The sequence below is a fragment of the Lysinibacillus sp. FSL P2-0066 genome, assembly GCF_037969495.1.
Classification (GTDB): Bacteria; Bacillota; Bacilli; order Bacillales_A; family Planococcaceae; genus Lysinibacillus; species Lysinibacillus boronitolerans.
The window spans coordinates 2,525,071-2,546,891 of record NZ_CP150202.1 but is presented as its reverse complement, the minus strand read 5'-3'; the positions used below and the strand labels follow the sequence as shown (position 1 = coordinate 2,546,891).

The following is a 21,821-nucleotide window of genomic DNA, read 5'->3' as shown; positions in this document are numbered from 1 at the left end:
TAGTAATAACCAATCCCTCCTTTTCAACATATACTATGAAAGCTTAGCTTTTTGTGTTAAACATCCAAACAAGCAGTGAAGGAAACAGGGGGACTGAAAATGGAGGTTGAATTTTTCCCAGAAGTGACACGATTATTAGAAAATGAAGCGTCTACATTAGAGATCCATTATTTGAAAGACACCTGGTTAACACCAACGATTGGCGTAAGACCACCTTATTATAGCTACCCAATCTACGAGTCATATTATCCAATTTGGGCTAATGAATAACCTGTAAACGAGGAAGCCATCTGGTGTTGTTATTTTTTCAACATTCGATGGCTTCTTGTTGCAGCTAATTTGGGAGTTTTTTTATATTCTCAAAACTATTTGCAACGACAGGTAGGTGATTCACTAAAAAAATGAAAACAAAATAAAACGAACGTAATTGTTTCTTTTCATCATTCACCTGTATTAACCACTACCCACAAAATGATAGCATGCTTAATCCTATAAATTTTATTAATTATGATTAAATATAAAGTAAGATAGAGAGTGGTGAAAAAGTAAAATAAGGTTAACTGTAGGTTACCTTTACAAGTGATAAAAAGAGATTACTAGCATTAAATAAGTTAAGATCGAATAAGGTGAAAGTTATTGAATTTTTTCCGTTATGAGAGGTTTGAATGGCAGAAATTCCTTTCACTCAAAGATAATTGATAGATACCAAGCTTTAGGTAGAGTAAAAGATACAGGTAACTACATTTTAGTGATGAGAATGGGTGATAATATGAGTAGGAATTTTATTATATTTGGAGCTAGTCAAGGATTGGGAGATGCGTTTGTTAAGGGTTTACCTGTCAAAGGAGATACAGTATGGATGGTAGCACGAACGAGACCTAATAGTTTAGAACTAAATGACGGAGTAAATCGTCATTGGCTATCCATTGATCTGTCTAGTCAACAACAAATTTCCACTTTAAAAGAAGTGTTACAAGGCATTCCGCTCGATGTATTAATTTATAATGTGGGTGTGTGGGAAAAGCATGGTTTTGAAGATAATTATACATTTGATAAGGATGAAGTAGAGGATATTTCAAAATTAATCAATATCAATCTAACCTCTACTATTACATATATTCAGGCACTTTTACCTAACCTAAGACAAGCAAAGCAGGGAAAGGTTATTTTAATTGGATCTACAGCGGGCTTAGATCACACAAACAATGCACAAGTTTCTTTTGTCACATCTAAATTCGGCGTAAGGGGCATTACAAATGCACTGCGTGAACATTTAAGGAAAGATAAAATTTCTGTCACATGCATTAATCCTGGTGAACTGGCAGCAGAAGTACCCTATGAAGAGGGAGCTGAAAAAGCCATTCATTTATATGAAGGTACACGAATCCCCGTACAGGATATTGTATCTCTTGTGCAATGTATAATTAATCTATCAGCAGTCTCCTGTGTAAAAGAAATTAATGTCCCAGCTATAACAGATTTAAATGCATGATTACTCAGTGAACGCTACTCAATATTGAGTAGCGTCTTTTTATAAAAGGGATAAATGAATGCCTTCCCTTAGAAAAAATTTTCGCGATCCCCTCACACATAACACTACAAGTAAGCTCATATAAATAAAGGTAGTAAAAAAATCAACATCCTTTCATCGTCATAATCAAATACTAAAAACACTTCCAGCCTATTAAATCTTAAGAAAATCTTCAGGTTCTACTAGGAAATATTTAAGATTCGCTATGTATAATTATAAAAAAAGGAAATTTACGAAACCATTTGAAGATTTAAAACGTATTGGTAGTAGGAGAGAATATTGAAGTAGGTGAAGATATGGCACATACGATTTACATAGTATTAACCAAAACAGGGACGTTATTATCAAAAGCGATCGGCATGTATACGGGCAAGGAGATGAATCATGCATCCATAGCCTTTGATGAGGGACTATTTGAGATGTATAGCTTTGGTCGAAGGCAATTGAACAATCCGTTAAGTGGGGGCTTTTTACGAGAGGATGCAGAAAGAGGGCTATTTGAGTGTGCGGATTGTGTTATTTATCGCTGTCGTATATCACATTATCAATATTTAGACATGATGAAAATTGTCCGTTATATGTACTGGAATCGAGATCGCTATAAATATAATTTTATCGGACTTTTTGGTGTGATGATGCAAAAGGAAGTGAGACGTGAGCGTGCTTATTTTTGTTCCCAGTTTGTAGCGACGCTACTAAAGGTGGGAGGGCTAAAAATATATCAAAACCCAGCATTAATGACGCCTCATTGCCTAGCGCAATTACCGTATTTAGAGAAAGTATTTGCAGGGAAACTGGCAGATTATTTACAAACAGTTCGTGAGCCAGCTATGCTATATGGTTAATGAATAGATGCACTACCTGACGTTTAAATAGAAAAATAAACACTCACGCGACAATCTTCTCTTTTGCAAGAGGATTGTCTTTTTATCTTTCAGCAGAAAACGCCCTTCCTTATTAGTGGTGAGACAAGTTGTACTTTTTGATTCAATGGTGCCCCAATACTTTTCGAGCAAGCTAAGGCGTCATCAATATTAGTCATATTTACCCCATATAGAATGTCAATAAACCTAGTTGCTGGAAACTGGAAAATGAGTCCTATTCCTGTTAAAAGAATCACCATAAAATTGCTATCATAAATAATAGATACGTACGTTCTACGAGTGAATATCAGCAAGGAGGATATGGACATGAGTGATGAAATAGCAGCAGTTGGTTGGGATGCGATTGATCAGGCATTAGCACAGGTATATGGTGAGCAGGAGCCAAAGCATTATGGGACATTGATTCCCTATTCACTAGGAGGACAAGATCCCTTAGATGGAATTAGTGTTTATAAAAGTGAAACATCCATTCCACATTGGCATTTTGTTACATATGGCTTCTCGGAACTATATGAAAAGGAATTTGAAAACAAGGACTATAGTGGATATGGATTTGAATTAACATTTCGACTAGTACGTCAACTAGATGAGGACGAGCCACCTGCTTGGGCATTGAATTTACTACAGAATATGGGCAGATATGTGTTTAATAGTGGGAATGTTTTTAGAGCGGGAGATTATTTGGATGCAAATGGTCCAATTTGTCTCGATGCTGACACGCAATTAACTGCACTAGCCTTTACACATGATCCAGAGCTTGCTGAAATCGATACACCAAATGGCAAGATGGAGTTTATCCAAATGGTTGGTATTTCAGAGGATGAGTTAGAAGCGATGCAGACATGGAATACGCTTGGTGTGCTACAGGCTGGCATTCGGCAAATACCAAGCTATATTACGGATTTAACAAGAACTTCTCTCTTACAAAATCCTGAAGTTGCCGAGGCAGTTGCGCGAGGAATGGAGGAAGATGGTTCGAATACGGGGTTTCTTTTCGTAGATCAACTCGCTTGGGAAGTAGAAAAAAAGGGCTGGTTTAACAAACCGTCTAATGTCGTTCAACTCGGGGCAAAGCAAGCAGCTGTCATTAGTAAATTATTACGTGGACGCATTTTGAAAGATAAAGATCTTAGCTTAGTCGGTCAACAAATAACGATCATATTTAGAGCAGGCCCTCAGGTAGGTTATTCTGAGAATGGTCAAGAGATTAAGATCACATTGAACAAGGCAGCGGTAGAAGAATTAAGTCAGAGGCTGATACCGCAAGAAAGTCAATTCACTATTTCTTCTTTAGCTGGTGTAAGCTTTCAAATTTTGAAGACACATATTAAAAATCAAGAAGGAGCGGTTGTGAAAACAATCGGATAAGATGGATCTCTCGCTAGCTTTAGCGGGAGATTTTTCTCTAACAATAGAAAGGGAGGTTTTACAGTGAAGCAGTGTGTAGAGCATTTTCTAGCGGCTGTGTGGGAGCAACTCACGGCTGTTTATCAACAAGAGAGTAAACGAATAACAGACCTAAAAGAGCAAAGTAGGTTACAAGCAGGCATCCTTCAATATTTGAAAGTCGCCTGGAAAAAAGGGAAAAGTCCTAATGGCACAATCTTTATAGATGTTTATGAGCCATTTAGTTGGAGTGATAGCTCCTATAAGGTGGAAGCGGGTTCATACATACAAGAATTTACAAATGTCCAGCAGATTGAAGAGCTTTTTAGTGCTTTATGTACTAAAGCAGAGGAAGTATTTCAATCTGAGCAATACGGTCCCCGATTTTTTGATTACCGCTTTGAGGTCGTGCTTGAATTTGAGCATGATAAAACGGTGCTTCATTATCAAAAGGAGCTGTTGAATAATCGTAAACTGGCGTCTACGAAACAAGTGCTGGCAAGCTTTATAGAAACAAAGGTGATGGCAGAGCTACCAGTCAGACCAAGTGACAATGATGAATTTTTCCTTGCGCAGCATTTGGTCAATCCACATTTTTTCCATCAAACAGCTGAGGAAGTCGAACCACTTATTCATCGGCTTCAAGAAAAGCATCGGGCCAATAAAGAACGTTTAGACAAATGGATTTATTATTATACAATGGCCTTTAAGCAGTGGGCAGAGGAGCATTTTTTAACGCACTATTTTGAACAAGCAGGCGATTATAGAAAAGAGTGGGTATTGAAAACAGAGGATTCGGTACAGCAACTAGAGCAGGAAAAACTAGATTTCTTTCTTTATATCGCGTTGAAGATTGGTCAAAAAGAGCCAGCCACTCGATTAGAATACTTGGAACTTGCGAGGCAGCTTGGCTCGCAGCAGGCAGCTAATTATTTGGAAAAAGGAAGCGGTCGTTTTGAAAGTATAAGAAAGCGGGATGTATTCGAAGGACAGGCAAATGATATTTTACAAACGATTGATATACGAGTGATGGTAGAAGAGGAAAACGCTTATCGTGAAGCCCTTTACTATATCATTCAACTGTTAGAAGAAGGTTTTCCAAAGGGCTATAAGCTGACTTTAAAGAGTAAAGCGAAAAATTATCTTCCTATTAAAAAGGTAGCAAAATCAAAGCTTCATCAATTTTTCGCCAATTGCCTACAATATCCAAATCTTTTCCCTTTATTAGCGGACTATGCCCAGCTTGCTATGGAGGAATTTGCTTGGTACCAGGATGTTGAGCCGAGCGAAAAATCAGCTATGCCCAGCACCTATGCGGTTTTTGGATTAGGGCTTTATAGTAAGGATTATTTTCCGCTTGTTCAACGATATATGTTACTCGTTGATACAGAGCATCAATCCGTGCAAGATGCTTATGCGGAAGCTTTTCTTGAAGCTCATGGCTTATCAGTAGAGAGGATGCCTGTGTTTGTAGCTATTTTACTTGGTGCAAGTGAATCAGCAAAGCCAATAAAGGACATTGACATCATGGATTTAGATTTGCTCGTGGCACTCGGACAAGAGCTTGAAAAGAAAGCAGATTATCAGCGTCCATTTGTTTTATATCGAATATTTGGAAGTTCCAAGAAGCTTGCTCAGCGACTAAAGCAAGAATCAGCACCAATAAGGGAAGAACTTGAGAAATTACTGCAATGGATGGATTCCTGAGAGGGGGTAGATGAATGGAATGGACGGAAGTGAGTAAATCCAAGGATTTAGAGGTCGTTCGGGAGGCCATTAGTAAATTAGATGTAAATGAGCGAGATGCACGAGAGAGAACACCGTTGATGCTTTTTATAACAAATCGAATGCCACATGAAGGAATCAAGCTTCTTTTGGCACAGCATATAGACTTGGAGGCACGAGATAAGCTTGGTGATACAGCACTGAAAAAAGCGGTAAAGTTTAAGCAGAAAGAAGTGATTTCTTTACTACTTGCAAAGGGTGTAAATTTATCTGAGCCAGAGGGGATTACCGCTACAGCTTGGTTTGCAGCAAGGGAGCATGCAAGAGTAGCTGATTTATTGGTAGATACACCAGGTGCAATCCGTCTCACTTTGAATGCAGAAGAACAACAGCAAGTTGATGCCATTTTATACGAGGATTCTCACAATACAATGTGCCAGCGCATAAGCAATTTATCATCAGCTGTTATTTTACATGCCATTGTCAATAGCTATAACTGGGATGATGGCCCCGAGCCTATGCTCACAGCATTAGCTAATCCAGTTTGTGCCCCTATTACCATGATAGATATGTTTGAGCTAATGGAAGGAGAATATTGGCTAGCACTAACAGAGGAAGAGATAGCGAGTTCCGATTGGAAGCGACCATGGAAAGAGATGGCACTAACCTTACAAGAAAAATTAAAGTGCTAGCTAGCGAGGAGAGAGTAATGGACCAAAAAGCAAAGAAAATATTAATGCAAACCTATTGGCAATCTGGTGGATGGCGTTCAGGTGGTTATACCTATACAGAAGTAGATTTTCAATATGCTAAAAGTAAGGGCTTGATGTTTGATCGATTAACGATTTCCCATGATGAATGTGTACAAGGATTGCAACAGCTTCATGAGAAATACTTAACAAAGGAGATGTGATCATGGAAATCTGGGGTTATGCGGGACTACTCGTATCAAAGGATGATTATCGCAAGGAGCGTGGACGTGGAACTGATTTTATGTCAATGGCGACTTGGAGAGGACAGGATGGCTATTCACAGGAAAAGATGAAGTTTTACTTTGGCTCCTACCTATAAAAAGGAGCAGTATTCGATCAAAAAATGGACCAAAGGATGCTGAGGATTATTGATATAGCGAAGGCATTTTAAGAGCGCATACCATAATGGACCGCTGCCATGGTCATGCACTAATAATGTACAGATTTTATGTTTACCAGAGCTTTACTAGATTAAAAAAGAGAGGTGCAGTGAGATGGGTGCTTGGGGATACAAAGCATTGGAAAGTGATGAAGGTTTAGATGTAGTGGCGTTTTTACAGGAGTTTATGGAACAGCATAAGGAATCCAATCAGCTAACATTATCGGGTATTGTACAGGCAATGAAACAGCAAGGCTTTTTTGGTAAAACATTGGAGGATATAGATTTTTTCTACGATATGAGTGCCCTGGCTTTGGCAGAGCTTTATAGTCAATATCTGAATACGGGAACTATTTATGGTCAAGAAAGTAAGGATAGACAAATACAATGGGTAGTAGATGAAAGCTCTTTGACATTTATATTGCGGTATTTACAGGACATTCGAGATGAAGTACCTGATCAACATGGTAGTAGAGAGATTGTAGAATTATGGCAAGAGTCCAAGAGTTGGCCTGAATGGCAGTCCAACTTAGCCTATCTTATTCAAACTGTGGAACAAGCGATTAACCGTTTGCCACAATAAAAATAGATGGAGTGATTGGAAGTGACCTATGATTTTTGGATAATGGCTTCAATCACAGAGTTGGTTGAATACCCAGATGAGACAAGCGATGACTATATAGTACATCCAACTTTACAGACGATCATGAATGTGCTTGAAATCCAAGTACCGATAGCGGAGATTTACGAACGTTATTTTGGTCAATCCATTCATACAGGACATGTTTTGGTATTTGCGAATAAGCAGCAGCCACATGTCTGTGTGGTACTTGATACTTATCGAGATCCGCTCGATCAACTGGATTTAATTCAATTTGGCTGGAGAGTGAACACGAAAGATGTTCACCTAGTAAGACAGCTAACACGAAAACTGTTTGATAATTGTGAGGAGGGGATTCGCTATGAGGAAGGTCAATCCATTCTCTATCAGGTATTACAAGAGCAACGCTATCCTCGAAAATTTTACTATGAAACATTATATGAACAACAGATGAAGAAATTTTGGGTATAACAGTAGCTAAAGGATTCGAAACACTTTCTATAAAAAGTGTACGAATCCTTTTGCTAGAACTCTTATACAAAGAAAAAGCTGAATAGAGATAGCGTAATCGAAATGATCACGATAGGTCCAATCATTTTCATATGTCGTTTTCGTGCCATTACAACAATCGCTACATATTCACGAATCATCGCATTAGGCCAATAATAAAAGGCTGTCTTAGAGCCAATGCCCTGACTATCTAAGCCTGCGAGTCTTGCATAAATACCCGCACGAAAAAGATGAAAATTATTCGTGGTGAAAATACTGTTGTAGGCTTCACCCTGCTTCCGATCATCCATGAGCTGCTTAGAAAATAACATATTTTGATAGGTATTCACGGAGCGGTTCTCCTGGAGTGTATGCTCAATGGGAATACCTTTTTCAATTGCATATCGTTGCATCGCTTCAGCTTCGGGTAGATTTTCATCAGGACCTTGTCCACCAGAGAAAATAATGGTAGGCGGAGTGGTCACTGCTGCTTGCTTATGATAGAAATCAATTGCCTTTTGAATTCTACTAGCTAAAAGTGGAGGCACCTTATCATTAATTAATCCACTGCCTAGCACAATAATAAAATCTTGATTCAATCGAGGGCGATTGAATTGGTAGAGAAAATAAGCAGATAAAAAATTGGATAGATGGATAAAAAAATAAAACGTAATGAGTGAAATTCCACCAAAAATGGGCTGGAGGTGGACTGAAAACAAACTTGCTGGATTGATAATCGGTAATAGGATAAAAAGTAAAATGCCAATCGCCACAAGTAATGTTAAGGAATTGGCTAAACGTCTACCTTCTCGCTTCATTAATACTCTCGCATTTAAAAATAAACCAAACATTAAAGCAACAATACCAAAAGGAATTAAGATGAAAAGGGCAATCAGTGGAATAATGACAATAAGCCTTAAAAAGTAATGGTCAGATGCTAAAGATAGCATGACGCAGAATAGCAGAAATGAACAGATAAATAGATTAAATAATAGTCCGTTGATCATTTTTCTTGGGTCTTTGAAGTAAGAAATAAGAAAAACGATGAAAAGAATCAGTGGGATAATGCCAAAATACATACAAAATGCACCTCAAGTGATGGAGTTGGTTAATGATATCTTTATATTATAAGTAATTATTGGATGAAATCAACCATCGATGAAAAAGTGGAGAGGGCGCATCTAGAAGCTCCCTCTATTTTTTGTGTGTACGATGATAGGTTTTATTGAGGTAATGAATATATTGGGTGCGGGTCAATCCGCCCGTTTGACGATTAAAGTCATCATAGGAGATATCTTCAGGTAAACTAAATTCAGCTAGTGCTCGCTGACGATCTTCGCGGAAAGGTGGATGATCTAGCGACTCTGTTACAATTCCTTCCTCTTGCTTCAACCAATCACTCGAAACGCCTGCATAGACACCATGATTGGTAAAGCGGCTAGCTGTTTGATAGGAGGTAGAAGGTGCAGGTTTACTAATTGTTCCTGTTCCCCAGGATAAACGGTATCGAGGCTCTTTCCCATAGTTTAGTGTCACGCCATAGCCCATTGGAAATACAATATCGGATTCTGTTAACATTTTATGGCCAATCTTTTCATAGCATCCTCGCATAAAATGGTCATCCATCACAATATGTGTTTGAGGGGCCAATGGAGCAGATATGATTTCCTCAAGAGAAGGCAGGCGCTCTGTCGTTGTCAACAAATAGGGCCGTACAAACAATGGCATTGTCATTACATTATGCCAAATACTATCTTCTCCAAATAGATGATCCTTTTGCATTTGACGTAAGTCACCAATGACAAGCACATAGCCATCTACAAATAAATCGATTTCTACACGAAAAATATCACCTGGTACCGTCTTATAGCGTAAACTTTTCATTTTAGTTAGCTTTTCTAGCTTGTCTGTGTAATCTGCAGGTAGCTGGGAGGGAAATTGCTGTAACCAATTCAAGAGAGCCGACTTAGTCGTTAAATGCTCAAAGCCTGTTAATGGTAGCTGATAATATGTTTTAGTGTTACGAGCTGTGATATAGCTAGATGGATGGTTTTCATTACCTAGACCAGCAGAAAAAACAACGCCTGCAGCTTTCACAGCGGAGATATTGGTGTAATTCAATTTCTTTTCTTTTCCACGCGCGGTTTGAGGGACGATGACTTCACGCTTACGCGTTAAAATGTCGACATCCGCTTCTTGGTAGCTATGCTCATTCACGAAAATTCTTTTTTTAATGAGATCACCTTCAAGGCAAATAAAATAATCCTCTCGAATCTGAATTGTTTCCCAATGTGCTTCTAAAGTATGTAGGCCGAAATAGGGGCGCAATGAATTGGTTAACCAACTAGTAAATGGTGTCAATCGGATTTCCTCCTAGCTATTGTTTTGTATTTTGGTCAAGTATACTGAATTTGGTGGGTGTCGAAAATAGCTTAGATGGAAAATAGTTACTTTTATGCAGTGATAATAATTGCTTTTGGAGCAGATGCCTACCTTTTTCTTCAGGCTATAGAACTGCTATAATGACAGACAGAGGTGATGAATATGCATATTGTGACAATAGAAGGCATACCCTATGCTTGGCTTGAACAATTACAGGAAATCCACGCACACGTTTTTGATGGAGCTAATTTGCCACTCGAAAAGCTAGAAAAGAAAGAAGGCCTTCTTTGCATATTGGCAGTGGAAGGTGACACATTGATCGGCTTTAAACTAGGCTACCCACATCCAGATGGTATTTTTTATAGTTGGTTGGGTGGCGTTCATGTAGCATATCGAGGTCAGGGAATTGCAAGTCAATTAATGAAACAACAGCATGAACATATCAAGACTTTAGGCTTTCACAAAGTTCGTACATATGGAAGAAATACATTCAAAACCATGCTCATTACCAACCTCAAGCATGGTTTCAATATACTTTCAACATTTATTGATGAAAAAGGCAGACATAAAATTATATTTGAAAAAACAATTGGTTAAGGAGTTTTATACATGAAAGCATATTTAGCAAATGGGTTATTTTCGTTAGGCGATCGTTTTGTAAATGAACAATTGGCAGCAGCTATTCGTGAGGCAGTGCCAGGCATCGCATTATACGTACCTCAGGAGAATGAGGCCATCAATGATAAATCTGCCTATGCAGATAGCTTAGCGATTGCCCAAGCAGATTTAGAGATGCTCCAAAGTAGCGATGTTCTGATAGCTGTATTAGATGGGGTGGAAATTGATTCAGGCGTTGCCGCAGAGATAGGTGCATTTTCTATGCTGAATCGTCCCATTATTGGTGTGCTAACAGATGTTCGTCAACAGGGGCGGGACAATATGCAAAAAATAGAGGCACTGATCCGAGATGGGCTAGAGAATCAGTTTGTTTATCGTAATTTATTTGTTGTGGGGTTAATTAAACGCAATGGCGTGATTACATCTTCTATTGAAGAGGCTGTGGAAGCCATACAAAAACTAGAGAATGGGGAGGCATCATGATGCTATTAGCTACATCAGACATTGTGGCAGGAAAAGATATCACGGAAACATTAGGGCTGGTGAAAGGGAATTCTGTTCAATCTAGAAATATTGGTCGTGACATGATAGCAGGACTTCGCAATATTGTAGGTGGAGAAATGAAGGAGTATGCGGAAATGCTTGTGCGCTCTCGTGAAATTGCCACAGAGGCAATGGTAGAGGAAGCCAAACAATTAGGGGCAGATGCAGTTGTAGGCGTTCGTTATGCTACTTCATCTGTTATGGATGGTACATCCGAAGTATTGGTATATGGAACAGCTGTAAAATTCAAATAAAAGAGTAGAAGGACTTTCATTCAATGGAAGTTCTTTTTCAATGGTTAAAAAGTGACACATTCAACTAAAATGTTGTAAAATTTTAGTTAATTATGTCAAAAATACAGTCTATTGTGCTGCTTGAATGGTGATTTTTTATAGGATGCGTATAGTACAAATTATACCAATAAAGTAGAAGTTTTTCTTGATCCAGCAGAAAACGCTCATATGGAGCTTTTCGAGCAAGCTGGACGCAATTATGCTGAGGCGTAATTAATAGCAGGAAGGCTATTTATGTCCAATGTATTGCGAGCTGGGCATGATAGAAGAAAGAGTGGGATATATGGTAGATTCACAACAAGGCAAAGGCTATCGCATTCTATCGATGTTTGATCGATTAATGGATGGCCAAGGAATCAACAAGAAGCAAGAAGCATTGACACATCAGGTTGGTGAAAAAACCATACAACGGGATATCGATGAAATTCGTACATATCTAGAAAAGGCTAAGCTAGATTACCATTTACAATATGTGCGTACAGAAAAAGTGTATAAATTAATAAATACAAAAAACAATCGTTTATCTAAAGAACAGGTACTAATCATCGTTAAAATACTGATTGCCTCAAAAGCTCTCGTAAAATCGGATATCGGTGAGATCGTTAATCAACTTCTCTCACGTGTAGCAGAGGATCAACTGTTATTAAATGAAAAAATTGTATATGAAGATATCCATCAGAACAAGTCATTATTGTCCTTGATATGGGGAATTTCAACAGCCATTCAAAAGAGAAAGGTCATTACCATTGATTATTTACAGGAGGGTGAAGCTATTCCAACTGCAAAAATTTTAAAGCCACTCGCTGTTATCTTTTCAACACATTATTTTTATTTAATAGGAGATAATCAAGACACCCCAACTGTTTACAGAATGGATCGTATTCAGCATTTTCGTGAAATGGCTATCAATTTTGAAGCTCCATCTGTCCATCCATTACAAGTAGAGGACGCTAATGACCTTACTCATATACGGATTCTCTATAAAGGCCGTTCTCCTCAAATAGTCTACAGTCGTTTCCCAACAGCCCACCTTGTTTCACAAAATGATCATGAATATGTTTTTGAGGCAGAAGTGTTAGCATATGGCATGAAAGAATGGTTGTTAAGTCAAGGAGCCGATATGGAGGTATTAGAGCCAATTGAACTGAGAGAAGAGATCATTGAGACCTTACAAGCTATGCAGCAAAATTATCGTTACATATAAAAACCCATGCGTACATGCACGGGTTTTTACGCTTACTGAAACAATTGCTTAATGAATGTCATATCGATATCCTTAGTGAGCTTATAATCTTTCATGTAATTTTCCTCATATAAATAAACGAATAAATGCTGGTCATCGTCTAAACGCAAGCCAATTTCTCTGTTGTCATTAATCGATAGTGTTAGCCAATAAGCTTCATTAGAATCGGAATTAGAAAACCACACTTTTTTTAAAGGTAGGTCCTTGAATGGCTGCATAATTTGATCGATCTCTGCTGCATCAGTAATAATCACTGTTTTTTCATCTGAGGAACGAATAATTTCAATCTCATGAATTTCCTCCAGGTCGAGACGTTCTGTTACCTCTGTTGTAAAATCAGTGTCTCGTGTTAACAGCATTGTCGAGATATACAGAATAAGTAGTGGTAGTACAATGCCTAGAAGTAGTTTGTATCTTTTTTTCATGCCCGTCTCCTTAAATTCTAAAAATTCGCACATATGTATTCTTTTCCACGCTATAATTGAGCATATACTGAAATGATGAAGGAAGGCAATTAAATGACACATAATCATGAAGAAAAAGAACTATTTTACCCAAGTGGAATCATCATGTATCGAGGTGGCGTCAAAAAGAATGATTTCGGTCACGATATTTATGACGGCAAAGGCTCGTTATTTGATCAAGAGGGAGAATTATTATTCGAGGGTGAATTCGTCAATCATATGAAGCAAGGCAATGGCATTATGTATTTGAAAGGACAACTCATTTATCAGGGTGAATTCATTCAAAATAAAAAACAGGGTCATGGCATTTTATATAAGGATGGTCATATCCATTATGAAGGTCATTTTCGCAATGATTTAATGGACGGCTATGGTGTTTTATATTATGAAGAAGAAGTAATTAGGCCTTATCAAACACTAAGAGCACAGTACCCACATTTAAATCAACCGCAGTATGAGGGTGACTTTGTCCACGGCATGAAAAAGGGAAAAGGCAAGCAATACTATCCAAATGGATTTTTACAATATGAGGGTGATTTTATTTGGCATCATATGCAAGGGGCTGGCAAGCTGTATTATCCTACGGAATCACCAACAGCTGAGGAGCTTGCACGTGGCGTAACTACACTCCACTATGAAGGTCATTTCTTTGAGGACCTAAAGCATGGTAAAGGCAAAGTATATGCTAGAGATGGAATTCTAGAAGCGGAAGGGCAATTTAAAGAGGATATGATGACAGGGCAAGGAACGCTCTATTATGCCAATGGGCAAGCTTCCTATATTGGTGACCTCGTTCAAGGCAAAAAACATGGACGAGGCGATTATTTTAATGAAGAAGGCAAAATTATTTATAGTGGTGAATTTATCAACGATGAGCGGTTACGCATTACACCTGAAGTCGAGCAAGAGATTGCCAAGCTACAAAAACAATTAGATAGTCTTGTAGGTCTTCCGAATGCAAAGAAGGAATTACATAATTTAATAAACTTTATTAAAATTCAAAGTCTGCGTGTGGATCATGGCTTAACAAGCTTTCCTATTACGTATCATCTTGTCTTCTCGGGCAATCCAGGCACAGGTAAAACAACCGTGGCACGCATTATTGGCCAAATCTACAAGCATCTTGGTGTTCTTTCAAGTGGGCATTTTGTGGAAACAGATCGTGCAGGATTGGTCGCTGGCTATGTTGGACAAACAGCGTTAAAGGTTCAGGAAGTCGTTAACAAAGCAAAGGGCGGGGTACTTTTTATTGATGAAGCCTATTCATTAATAAATGATAAGCAGGATGCATTTGGGAAGGAAGCGATTGATAGTTTATTAAAGGCAATGGAGGATCTACGTGATGACTTAGTAATCATTGTTGCGGGCTATACAGAGCTAATAGAAGAATTTTTACAATCTAATCCAGGCTTTAAATCTCGCTTTAATCATTTTGTACAATTTGATAATTTTAGCACGGATGAACTTTATGATATTTTTGCGATGCTTTGTCAAACGAACGATTATCGATTTGGCGAAGCATTTGCCCAACATATGAAAACACAGCTTCGTCATATGCCGATTGAAACCATTCCTAATTTCTCGAATGGGCGTTATATTCGAAACTTGTTTGAAAAACTAGTGACGATCCAATCAAACCGATTGATTCAACAGGCAACAATCTCTAGAGAAGAACTCATGACATTTGAGGAGCAAGATATTTTACAGGGCATTGCAGAAAAGTTGTTTGACAATACTTTTTAAGACAAGGAGTAGACGCATGAAAAAGCTATTAGTGTTTATTTTAGTGTGTGCATGTATTTTACCACGACTAGTAACAGTTCATGTTACAGTAAATAATCATATTAATGTACGCCATAAAAACGATAAAAGTGGATGAGTGATGTATAAAGTGGTAATATAAGACAAAACATACGTTAGCGTATTTTTTGGAGGGCAATCATGCAAGTAACGAAAGAGGATTGGATTAGAGCGGGTCTAGAGCAATTAGCAGAAGCGGGGATCCATAAAGTACGTATTGAAGCACTTGCTCGATCATTAAACATTAGTAAAGGTAGCTTTTATCATTATTTTCGTGATCGTCAACAACTATTAGATGCCATGCTAGACTATTGGGAAAACCATGCAACAAAGGCTATTATTCAAAATATGGAGCAAGTTGATGCTACTTTAGAGCAGCTTTTACGGATAAGTTTTCACAAAAATAAAAAAATGGAGATAGGCATTTATGCTTGGGCCAAATATGATTCAGATGTCGCAGCGCGTATTTTCAAATAGAGGAACAGCGAATAGCCTGTGTGGCGACGCTCTATCAAAAAAATGGGATAAGCATAGACGAATCCACTGATCGTGCAAGATTGGCTTATTTAACCTATATAGGCTGGATGACACGATTTGATGCCAATCCTCATTTCGATCTCGAAAAAATGATTAAGCTGTTAATACAATAAGAAGGTCTCTCAGAGCTGACATAAGCTTTGAGGGACTATATTTAACGCCAAAACATACGATAGCGTATGGAATTGTGAAGAGGAGGTAGTACATGTTTATTATATCAATTGTCGCAGTGGGACTATTATGGCTTATTAGTGTCCTACATATTTATTGGGCCTTTGGTGGTCGATGGGGTACAGAAGCTGTTATTCCTATGAAAGAAGGCAGCCACCAAGCCGTTTTTACTCCTAGAAAATGGGGAACGCTCTTTGTTGCAATGCTGGTGCTGCTAGCAAGTGGTATCATCCTTGTTCAAGGGGGCTTCATGCCATTTTTTCAAGCCTCTAGTTTTTCAAAAGTAGGAAGCATCGTTTGTGCGCTAGTATTTTTGCTACGAGCAATTGGTGATTTTAAATATGTTGGTATTTTTAAAACGATTAAGCATTCCAAGTTTGCTCAAAATGATTCAAAATGGTATAGTCCTTTATGCTTGTTTCTTAGCTTTGTTTATGTGCTGGTGTTAGTTTAACAGTAATTTTACTTTAACAGGGGGAGCAGTATGGGGGGAAATAAAATGGAGCAAATGATCTACTTACTTCGTCATGGTGAGACGACTTATAATACACAAGGGAGATATCAAGGACAGCTTGATTCACCACTCACTGAGCGTGGTCGGGAGCAGGTTCAGCAAAATGCGCGCATGCTGAAATCACTCATTGGTGATGCAGATGACTGGACCATCCTATCAAGTCCAATGGGAAGAGCCATGCAAAGCACAGCCATACTTTGTGAAACACTTGGCTATGACGGCAACAAGGTGAGGCAGGATCCACGTTTAACAGAGGTTGCTGTGGGACAATGGGCTGGTTTAACCATGGCGGAAATACAGCAAAAATGGCCTACCTTGTTAACGAACACGGATGCCTTCAATTGGTATTTTCGTGCACCAGATGGGGAAACCTATGAAGCTGTTGTAAGCAGATTAACGGCTTTGCTTGAAACGATTCAACCACTTTCAAAAGTGATTGTTGTCTCGCATGGCTTGACTGGTCGTATTTTACGCGGCGTCTATGCGAGTCTAAGCAAAGAAGAGACGCTCAAGTTAGAGGTTTCTCAAGATGTAATGTTCAAATTAACAAATAAAGAGATTACAAGAATTAGTTCAAATGTTGATGATGATTTTTACCTGTGAAAATATTTGAGCACATCCCATTTTTCTCAAGGAATATTCAGAAATGCCGCCTCTTATAATGTGTAGGAGGCGTTTTTTATGAAAAAATGGATGTTATTCGGCTGTATTTGTATCATGGTTTTCTTATTTTATTTTACAAGCAAAACATATGAATTCACGCATCTAGAACTGCCATCATTACATAGTCAAAATGCTTTGTTACTCAATGAACAGGGCGATGTATTATACGAAAAAAATGCGGATGCTATTATTTATCCTGCATCCTTAACAAAGATCATGACAGCCATCGTTGCCATAGAGATGACAGATAATTTACAAACACAAACCATTGTAGAGCCCCAAACGATCGCGAACTATACGGCACAAAATGCTTCGATGGCAGGCTTTCAAGCAGGAGATTTTGTCACGATGGAGGATTTATTGTATGGTACACTCCTTGCCTCAGGTGCAGATGCAACAGGAACACTTGCAGATGCTGTCGCTGGCAGTGAGGACAAATTTGTCAAGCTGATGAATAACAAGGCGCAAGAATTAGGCATGCATGACACACATTTTGTTAATACCAGTGGTCTACATGATGAGGCTCATGTATCCAGCGTGCGGGATATCAGCAAGCTTCTGCAATATGCATTAGAAAATCCTATCTTTTATCAAATATTTACCTCAAAAAGCTACACAACCTATGTTCCCAATCAATTAATCATCACAAACTCATTATTTACAAAATTACCGGGTCTAGACAGTCCGATAATAGGTGGAAAAACAGGGTATACCCCAGAAGCAGGACTGTGTCTAGCGACCATAATCGAGAAAGAAGGGAAATCATTTTTATTCATTACAACCAATGCTCCTAGTTATATATGGAACCCACCCCCACATATTGAAGATGCCCTAACTGCCTTCGAAGCTTTATAGGAGGAATATTAATGAAAAAACCTCAACTTTTTCATGGTTTCCAGCGTCTTAATAGAAAGGGGGATATTTAAAGGACGGTGGTGGGTAACAGCCGTCAAATACGAGATTAAGGTGATGAACCGCTCCAAATAAGGAGAAAGCCGCTCACCTAAGTCGGTAGTACCCTCTATTCTTCGGAACAGCATGAAGATGATCAATTCTTAAAATAGGAGCTAACAAAAAATCTACAAGATAAGCCACCATCATTTTATTATCATAATCTCTGCATAGTTTCGTAGAAAAAAGGGAAGGAGGAATGTATAAGTATTTACTAAAATAAAAATGTAGCAACATCGTAATAGGGAATCTAGTTGATTATTACTATTTTATGGCAGAGTTGTTTACTCTATAATGAAAGTTAAATCTTAGCAATTTTTTAGCAAACAGACATGGAAGACATCTAAGGGCGGTGGAGAACAATGAAAAAATATTTATCCTATGCAATCGTTTTGGCGTTTATGATGTGCATATTGGCTGGGCAACTTTCAGCAAGTGCAGAAGGGTCAGTGGTAATTCAAAAGGTAGTCAAGGATACGGTTATGTATGAAGAAGCTTCTACGAATAGCGCGGAGATCGGTGAACTAACAAAAGGAAGCTTTGTCTCAGTAACACAAGCAAGTAAAGGATGGACACATATTCAAACGCCAGAGCAGGAGGGCTATGTCACATCTGATGCTTTAGTCAAGTTGAAGTCTGAGGGATACCTAGTGATTCAAAAGGGTGGTACAACATTATTTACAGCCCCAAGTCAACATGCCCAGCATGTAGGACAGCTCTATGAGGGACGAATGATTTATGTGTATGGCACAGCACCTGGTGGTTGGTCTTTCGTTCAATATGGCGAGGAGATAGGGTATGTAGCGACAAACGCATTAAAAAAACCAGCTCCAACGAAGAAAAAAATTAATGCTGTTGCTGGTGCTGAATTACGTTTAACAGCTAGTCCAAACGGAGAAGTTCTTGGTACACTTCCCAATAAAACGACTGTCCAGTATTACATAACACTTGCTGGTTGGGCTTATGTAGAAGCAGGCGACCAAAAAGGGTATGTCAAAGCTTCTGAGCTAGCCGATATTCAGTTAATAGATAATAAAGTTTATAATAAAGGTGTACCAGTAGCGAAAGGCGCAAAAAAACGGGTAGCTTTAACATTTGATGATGGGCCAGATGCTAAGGTGACACCACAAATTTTGGCAACGTTAAAGAAATACGATGCCAAGGCTACATTCTTTATGGTAGGTAAAAATGTGTCAAGAAATGCTGCAATCGTTAAACAAGTCTATGAAGCAGGGCATGAAATCGGCAATCATACCTTGAACCATAAAAAATTAACGACCCTGTCAATAGCAGGCGTTAAACAAGAAGTCAATGGCACAAGTAATGCTATTTATGCAGCCATTGGGCAATATCCAACCGTTTTCCGTCCACCCTATGGGGCGACCAATGACCAAGTACGTTCTGTCATGACAATCCCCTCGATTTTGTGGTCGATCGATACACTAGATTGGAAACATCATAATCCAGATAAAATATTAGCGTATGTCAAAGCCTCTGTAAAAGATGGGAGTATTATTCTTATGCATGATATCCATCAAACAACAGCCAATGGTTTAGAAAATGTCATTCTTTATTTACAAAAGCAAGGCTATGAATTTGTTACAGTAAGTGAGATATTACAATAATAAAAAAGCTTTGCAATTGTCTACTCAGGACGACTGCAAAGCTCTTTTTTATTTAAATAAATTAATAGTTGTAATAATAATAGGAATACCAAAAACATCGATTAAAAATGCGCCGACAATCGGTACGACAAGAAAGGCTTTTTTAGAAGGACCGAAGCGTTGCACAACGGCTGACATATTGGCCATGGCATTTGGTGTTGCGCCTAGACCATGTCCTGCAAAACCTGCTACCATAACAGCAGCATCGTAGTTTTTGCCAAGTAATTTAAATAACACAAAAATACTAAAGACAACAATAAAGAATACTTGCGCAAAAACAATGATAAATAATGGTAGTGCCAAATCAGCAATTTCCCATAACTTGATACTCATAAGTGCCATGGAAAGGAATACACCTAATGTGACATCTCCAATTAATGAAATGCTTTTCATATTAATGGCTTCAGGTTTGAATTTATCCATAATATTGCGTACTAAGACAGCCACAAACATAGCTCCTACATAGCCTGGCAGAACAAAACCTGTTGCTTCTGAGAATAGTGTGCCGACATACGTACCAACAGCCATACAGAAAGTAATTAATAAGACTTGTGTAAAGAACGAATCCGATGTAATTTGCTCATGTTTATTTTCATATTCGACTTTTTCCGATTCTTGTTCATCTGGTGTTAAATTATATTTACCTACTAAATATTTGACAATTGGACCACCAATTAAGCCACCAGCAACTAGACCACATGTTGCGGCAGCCGCACCAATTGTCATAGCTGAAGAAATCCCTAAATCTTCTAAGGTTTGGCCAAATGCCGCTGCAGCGCCATGACCACCCTCCATAGAAACGGCCCCCGCCATCATACCGATTAAAGGATGGATCCCCATAAGTGAGGCCAGTGATACCCCAATGACATTTTGCATTAACGCTAGGAAGCCACATGCTAGCCAGTAGATAATCAGTAATTTACCACCGAGCTTTACAAGTTTAAAGCTTGCACCTAAGCCAATTGTCGTAAAGAAAGTAATCATAAATAAGCTTTGTAAAGAAGTATCAAGTGATATTTCTAAAATACCCGTTGTTTTTAAGATAGTGGTAAGAGCAGCGAACAATAAACCACCAACCACTGGTGCTGGGATACAGAAACGCTTTAAAAAGCCTATTTTATTGATAAGAAAGCTTCCTAATGCAAAGAGTGCAACAGCTAGGAATACCGTTGTAATTTGATTAATTTCGATCATGAACCTTGCCCCCTAAGTAAGTTGTTCAGTGCCTCATATACAAAATAGGCACCTAATTTCACTGTACGTCCGTTTTCATCTAATAACGGATTGACCTCACAAATATCAAATGAATGGGTGTGAGGGTGTGAAGTGACTTGTTGCAAAATAGAGCGCACAGTCGATGGGTCAAGCCCAAACGGTGAGGGAGCACTTACACCTGGAGCAAATGCGGCATTCAATACATCCATACATAATGTTAAAAGAATATAATCATGCTGATCCATAAAATGTTGTAATGCATCCGTTAATTGTTGTTGGTAGGCTACCGTCATTTGATCCTCATAAACATACTTCACATTTAATGCATCAGCTTTTTCGAAAAGTTCTCTTGTATTGCCATAGCGTTGAATACCAACAACAAAATAGTCAGCGTGTGGATCCTGCTCTAAAATTTGACGGAACATCGTACCTGACGAAGGTTGTTCATCATATGGTCGTAAATCAAAGTGAGCATCTATATTGATGATGCCGATTTTAGCTTCCTTTGGTAGAGCAGAACGAACGCCTAAATAATGGCCATACAGCGTTTCATGCCCGCCACCTAGCACAACACATGATAAGTTTTTTTGTAGTACTGCTGCTACGACTTCACCAAGCTCACGCTGTGCCTCCTCTAAAGCATGATTTAGACAAACGATATTGCCAACATCAATAATTTGCTGATCGTTCTCAAATGTCCACGGTAAACTTGCTAAGCCTTCTCGTAGCGCATTGGGACCATTTGCTGCCCCTACACGGCCTTGATTTCGACGTACCCCTTCATCGCAGATAAAACCAACGAGTGCAGCACTTTTCTTATCTGAAGCGCTTACATCATTAATCGCGACTCTTTTTACTTGTTGATGTAAACGAAAGCTGCTTTTATTTGTTGTTGAATCTATTCGGCCTTTCCATTGTTTTTGATCTGTCATTGTGTACATAAACTTATCAACCCCATTGTGAATATTATTGTAGAAAAAGTATTGTTGTAATTCATTATATATTCACATAATTAT

Annotated in this window: 22 protein-coding genes and 2 pseudogenes; 19 read left to right on the top strand and 5 right to left on the bottom strand. The window is 38.5% G+C overall.

The annotated features are described in order from the left end of the window. The first annotated feature begins 99 nt into the window (after positions 1-99). From MKZ14_RS12720 to MKZ14_RS12680, 9 genes and pseudogenes are all read left to right on the top strand, one after another. Entirely contained in the window at positions 100-270 is a 171-nt protein-coding gene (locus MKZ14_RS12720; RefSeq protein ID WP_167334361.1) for a hypothetical protein, read from the top strand. 499 nt (positions 271-769) lie between these two features. Beyond that, positions 770-1,492 carry an SDR family NAD(P)-dependent oxidoreductase gene (locus MKZ14_RS12715; RefSeq protein WP_339280025.1) on the top strand — a complete coding sequence of 241 codons (723 nt, stop codon included), beginning with the start codon at positions 770-772 and terminating at the stop codon, positions 1,490-1,492. A gap of 335 nt (positions 1,493-1,827) precedes the next feature. Next, the gene (locus MKZ14_RS12710; protein WP_026023421.1) at positions 1,828-2,376 is read left to right on the top strand and encodes a hypothetical protein; all 549 of its coding nucleotides are present in this window, start codon (positions 1,828-1,830) and stop codon (positions 2,374-2,376) included. Positions 2,377-2,721: 345 nt separating this feature from the next. After that, the gene (locus MKZ14_RS12705) at positions 2,722-3,783 is read left to right on the top strand and encodes a suppressor of fused domain protein (RefSeq protein WP_339280024.1); all 1,062 of its coding nucleotides are present in this window, start codon (positions 2,722-2,724) and stop codon (positions 3,781-3,783) included. 63 nt (positions 3,784-3,846) lie between these two features. After that, complete coding sequence (locus MKZ14_RS12700; RefSeq protein ID WP_339280022.1) at positions 3,847-5,508, top strand: DUF6138 family protein; 1,662 nt, start codon at positions 3,847-3,849, stop codon at positions 5,506-5,508. A gap of 14 nt (positions 5,509-5,522) precedes the next feature. Further along, positions 5,523-6,218, top strand: coding sequence for a DUF4274 domain-containing protein (locus MKZ14_RS12695; protein WP_339280021.1), 696 nt, complete (start codon positions 5,523-5,525; stop codon positions 6,216-6,218). A gap of 17 nt (positions 6,219-6,235) precedes the next feature. Then, positions 6,236-6,597, top strand: a pseudogene (locus MKZ14_RS12690) (hypothetical protein). Positions 6,598-6,772: 175 nt separating this feature from the next. After that, complete coding sequence (locus MKZ14_RS12685; RefSeq protein WP_258860578.1) at positions 6,773-7,240, top strand: DUF4259 domain-containing protein; 468 nt, start codon at positions 6,773-6,775, stop codon at positions 7,238-7,240. Positions 7,241-7,261: 21 nt separating this feature from the next. Continuing rightward, positions 7,262-7,729 carry a hypothetical protein gene (locus MKZ14_RS12680; protein ID WP_339280020.1) on the top strand — a complete coding sequence of 156 codons (468 nt, stop codon included), beginning with the start codon at positions 7,262-7,264 and terminating at the stop codon, positions 7,727-7,729. A gap of 62 nt (positions 7,730-7,791) precedes the next feature. Here MKZ14_RS12680 and MKZ14_RS12675 read toward each other — a convergent pair whose 3' ends face one another. Beyond that, entirely contained in the window at positions 7,792-8,826 is a 1,035-nt protein-coding gene (locus MKZ14_RS12675; RefSeq protein ID WP_339280019.1) for a YdcF family protein, read from the bottom strand. Between the two features lie 115 nt (positions 8,827-8,941). Next, positions 8,942-10,108 carry an immunity 26/phosphotriesterase HocA family protein gene (locus MKZ14_RS12670; protein ID WP_339280017.1) on the bottom strand — a complete coding sequence of 389 codons (1,167 nt, stop codon included), beginning with the start codon at positions 10,106-10,108 and terminating at the stop codon, positions 8,942-8,944. 183 nt (positions 10,109-10,291) lie between these two features. Here MKZ14_RS12670 and MKZ14_RS12665 point away from each other — a divergent pair, with 183 nt between their 5' ends. The 4 genes from MKZ14_RS12665 (at position 10,292) to MKZ14_RS12650 (ending at position 12,787) form a co-directional block, all read left to right on the top strand. After that, positions 10,292-10,726, top strand: coding sequence for a GNAT family N-acetyltransferase (locus MKZ14_RS12665; protein ID WP_339280016.1), 435 nt, complete (start codon positions 10,292-10,294; stop codon positions 10,724-10,726). Between the two features lie 12 nt (positions 10,727-10,738). Then, positions 10,739-11,230, top strand: coding sequence for a nucleoside 2-deoxyribosyltransferase (locus MKZ14_RS12660; RefSeq protein WP_339280014.1), 492 nt, complete (start codon positions 10,739-10,741; stop codon positions 11,228-11,230). Beyond that, positions 11,230-11,544, top strand: a complete 315-nt coding sequence (locus MKZ14_RS12655; protein ID WP_016993283.1) for a YbjQ family protein — start codon at positions 11,230-11,232, stop codon at positions 11,542-11,544. Before MKZ14_RS12660 ends, MKZ14_RS12655 begins: the two co-directional genes overlap by 1 nt. Positions 11,545-11,866: 322 nt before the next feature. Further along, entirely contained in the window at positions 11,867-12,787 is a 921-nt protein-coding gene (locus MKZ14_RS12650) for a WYL domain-containing protein (RefSeq protein ID WP_339280013.1), read from the top strand. Between the two features lie 32 nt (positions 12,788-12,819). On the opposite strand, the gene MKZ14_RS12645 is transcribed toward MKZ14_RS12650, so the two are convergent. After that, positions 12,820-13,251 (bottom strand): hypothetical protein, encoded by a 432-nt coding sequence (locus MKZ14_RS12645; protein ID WP_258860571.1) that lies wholly within the window; start codon positions 13,249-13,251, stop codon positions 12,820-12,822. 93 nt (positions 13,252-13,344) lie between these two features. On the opposite strand from MKZ14_RS12645, the gene MKZ14_RS12640 reads away from it, so the two are divergent. The 6 genes and pseudogenes from MKZ14_RS12640 to MKZ14_RS12615 all read left to right on the top strand — a co-directional run bounded on the left by MKZ14_RS12640 (position 13,345) and on the right by MKZ14_RS12615 (position 19,551). Further along, on the top strand, positions 13,345-15,033 hold the full coding sequence (locus tag MKZ14_RS12640; RefSeq protein ID WP_339280012.1) for an AAA family ATPase: 1,689 nt from the start codon (positions 13,345-13,347) through the stop codon (positions 15,031-15,033). A 198-nt stretch (positions 15,034-15,231) separates the two neighbouring features. Continuing rightward, positions 15,232-15,740: pseudogene (locus MKZ14_RS12635) on the top strand (TetR/AcrR family transcriptional regulator). 92 nt (positions 15,741-15,832) lie between these two features. Next, positions 15,833-16,252, top strand: a complete 420-nt coding sequence (locus tag MKZ14_RS12630) for a DUF3995 domain-containing protein (RefSeq protein WP_339280010.1) — start codon at positions 15,833-15,835, stop codon at positions 16,250-16,252. 45 nt (positions 16,253-16,297) lie between these two features. After that, the gene (locus tag MKZ14_RS12625) at positions 16,298-16,915 is read left to right on the top strand and encodes a histidine phosphatase family protein (RefSeq protein ID WP_339280008.1); all 618 of its coding nucleotides are present in this window, start codon (positions 16,298-16,300) and stop codon (positions 16,913-16,915) included. Positions 16,916-16,993: 78 nt separating this feature from the next. After that, positions 16,994-17,830 carry a serine hydrolase gene (locus tag MKZ14_RS12620; RefSeq protein ID WP_339280007.1) on the top strand — a complete coding sequence of 279 codons (837 nt, stop codon included), beginning with the start codon at positions 16,994-16,996 and terminating at the stop codon, positions 17,828-17,830. A gap of 458 nt (positions 17,831-18,288) precedes the next feature. Then, the gene (locus MKZ14_RS12615; protein WP_339280005.1) at positions 18,289-19,551 is read left to right on the top strand and encodes a polysaccharide deacetylase family protein; all 1,263 of its coding nucleotides are present in this window, start codon (positions 18,289-18,291) and stop codon (positions 19,549-19,551) included. 48 nt (positions 19,552-19,599) lie between these two features. Here the strand turns inward: MKZ14_RS12615 and gltS are convergent, their stop codons facing one another. Together gltS and hutG are read right to left on the bottom strand one after the other, a co-directional pair. Then, positions 19,600-20,784 (bottom strand): sodium/glutamate symporter, encoded by a 1,185-nt coding sequence (gene gltS, locus MKZ14_RS12610; protein ID WP_339280004.1) that lies wholly within the window; start codon positions 20,782-20,784, stop codon positions 19,600-19,602. Beyond that, positions 20,781-21,746 (bottom strand): formimidoylglutamase, encoded by a 966-nt coding sequence (gene hutG, locus MKZ14_RS12605; protein WP_339280003.1) that lies wholly within the window; start codon positions 21,744-21,746, stop codon positions 20,781-20,783. Before hutG ends, gltS begins: the two co-directional genes overlap by 4 nt. Positions 21,747-21,821 lie beyond the last annotated feature (75 nt).

Coding starts and splice junctions, on each gene's coding strand:
- MKZ14_RS12675 (WP_339280019.1), bottom strand. CDS start 8,826: ATGTATTTTGGCATTATCCCACTGATTCTTTTCATCGTTTTTCTTATT.
- MKZ14_RS12710 (WP_026023421.1), top strand. CDS start 1,828: ATGGCACATACGATTTACATAGTATTAACCAAAACAGGGACGTTATTA.
- gltS (WP_339280004.1), bottom strand. CDS start 20,784: ATGATCGAAATTAATCAAATTACAACGGTATTCCTAGCTGTTGCACTC.
- MKZ14_RS12665 (WP_339280016.1), top strand. CDS start 10,292: ATGCATATTGTGACAATAGAAGGCATACCCTATGCTTGGCTTGAACAA.
- MKZ14_RS12630 (WP_339280010.1), top strand. CDS start 15,833: ATGTTTATTATATCAATTGTCGCAGTGGGACTATTATGGCTTATTAGT.
- MKZ14_RS12640 (WP_339280012.1), top strand. CDS start 13,345: ATGACACATAATCATGAAGAAAAAGAACTATTTTACCCAAGTGGAATC.
- MKZ14_RS12705 (WP_339280024.1), top strand. CDS start 2,722: ATGAGTGATGAAATAGCAGCAGTTGGTTGGGATGCGATTGATCAGGCA.
- MKZ14_RS12660 (WP_339280014.1), top strand. CDS start 10,739: ATGAAAGCATATTTAGCAAATGGGTTATTTTCGTTAGGCGATCGTTTT.
- MKZ14_RS12695 (WP_339280021.1), top strand. CDS start 5,523: ATGGAATGGACGGAAGTGAGTAAATCCAAGGATTTAGAGGTCGTTCGG.
- MKZ14_RS12685 (WP_258860578.1), top strand. CDS start 6,773: ATGGGTGCTTGGGGATACAAAGCATTGGAAAGTGATGAAGGTTTAGAT.
- hutG (WP_339280003.1), bottom strand. CDS start 21,746: ATGTACACAATGACAGATCAAAAACAATGGAAAGGCCGAATAGATTCA.
- MKZ14_RS12625 (WP_339280008.1), top strand. CDS start 16,298: ATGGAGCAAATGATCTACTTACTTCGTCATGGTGAGACGACTTATAAT.
- MKZ14_RS12645 (WP_258860571.1), bottom strand. CDS start 13,251: ATGAAAAAAAGATACAAACTACTTCTAGGCATTGTACTACCACTACTT.
- MKZ14_RS12655 (WP_016993283.1), top strand. CDS start 11,230: ATGCTATTAGCTACATCAGACATTGTGGCAGGAAAAGATATCACGGAA.
- MKZ14_RS12615 (WP_339280005.1), top strand. CDS start 18,289: ATGAAAAAATATTTATCCTATGCAATCGTTTTGGCGTTTATGATGTGC.
- MKZ14_RS12720 (WP_167334361.1), top strand. CDS start 100: ATGGAGGTTGAATTTTTCCCAGAAGTGACACGATTATTAGAAAATGAA.
- MKZ14_RS12715 (WP_339280025.1), top strand. CDS start 770: ATGAGTAGGAATTTTATTATATTTGGAGCTAGTCAAGGATTGGGAGAT.
- MKZ14_RS12620 (WP_339280007.1), top strand. CDS start 16,994: ATGAAAAAATGGATGTTATTCGGCTGTATTTGTATCATGGTTTTCTTA.
- MKZ14_RS12650 (WP_339280013.1), top strand. CDS start 11,867: ATGGTAGATTCACAACAAGGCAAAGGCTATCGCATTCTATCGATGTTT.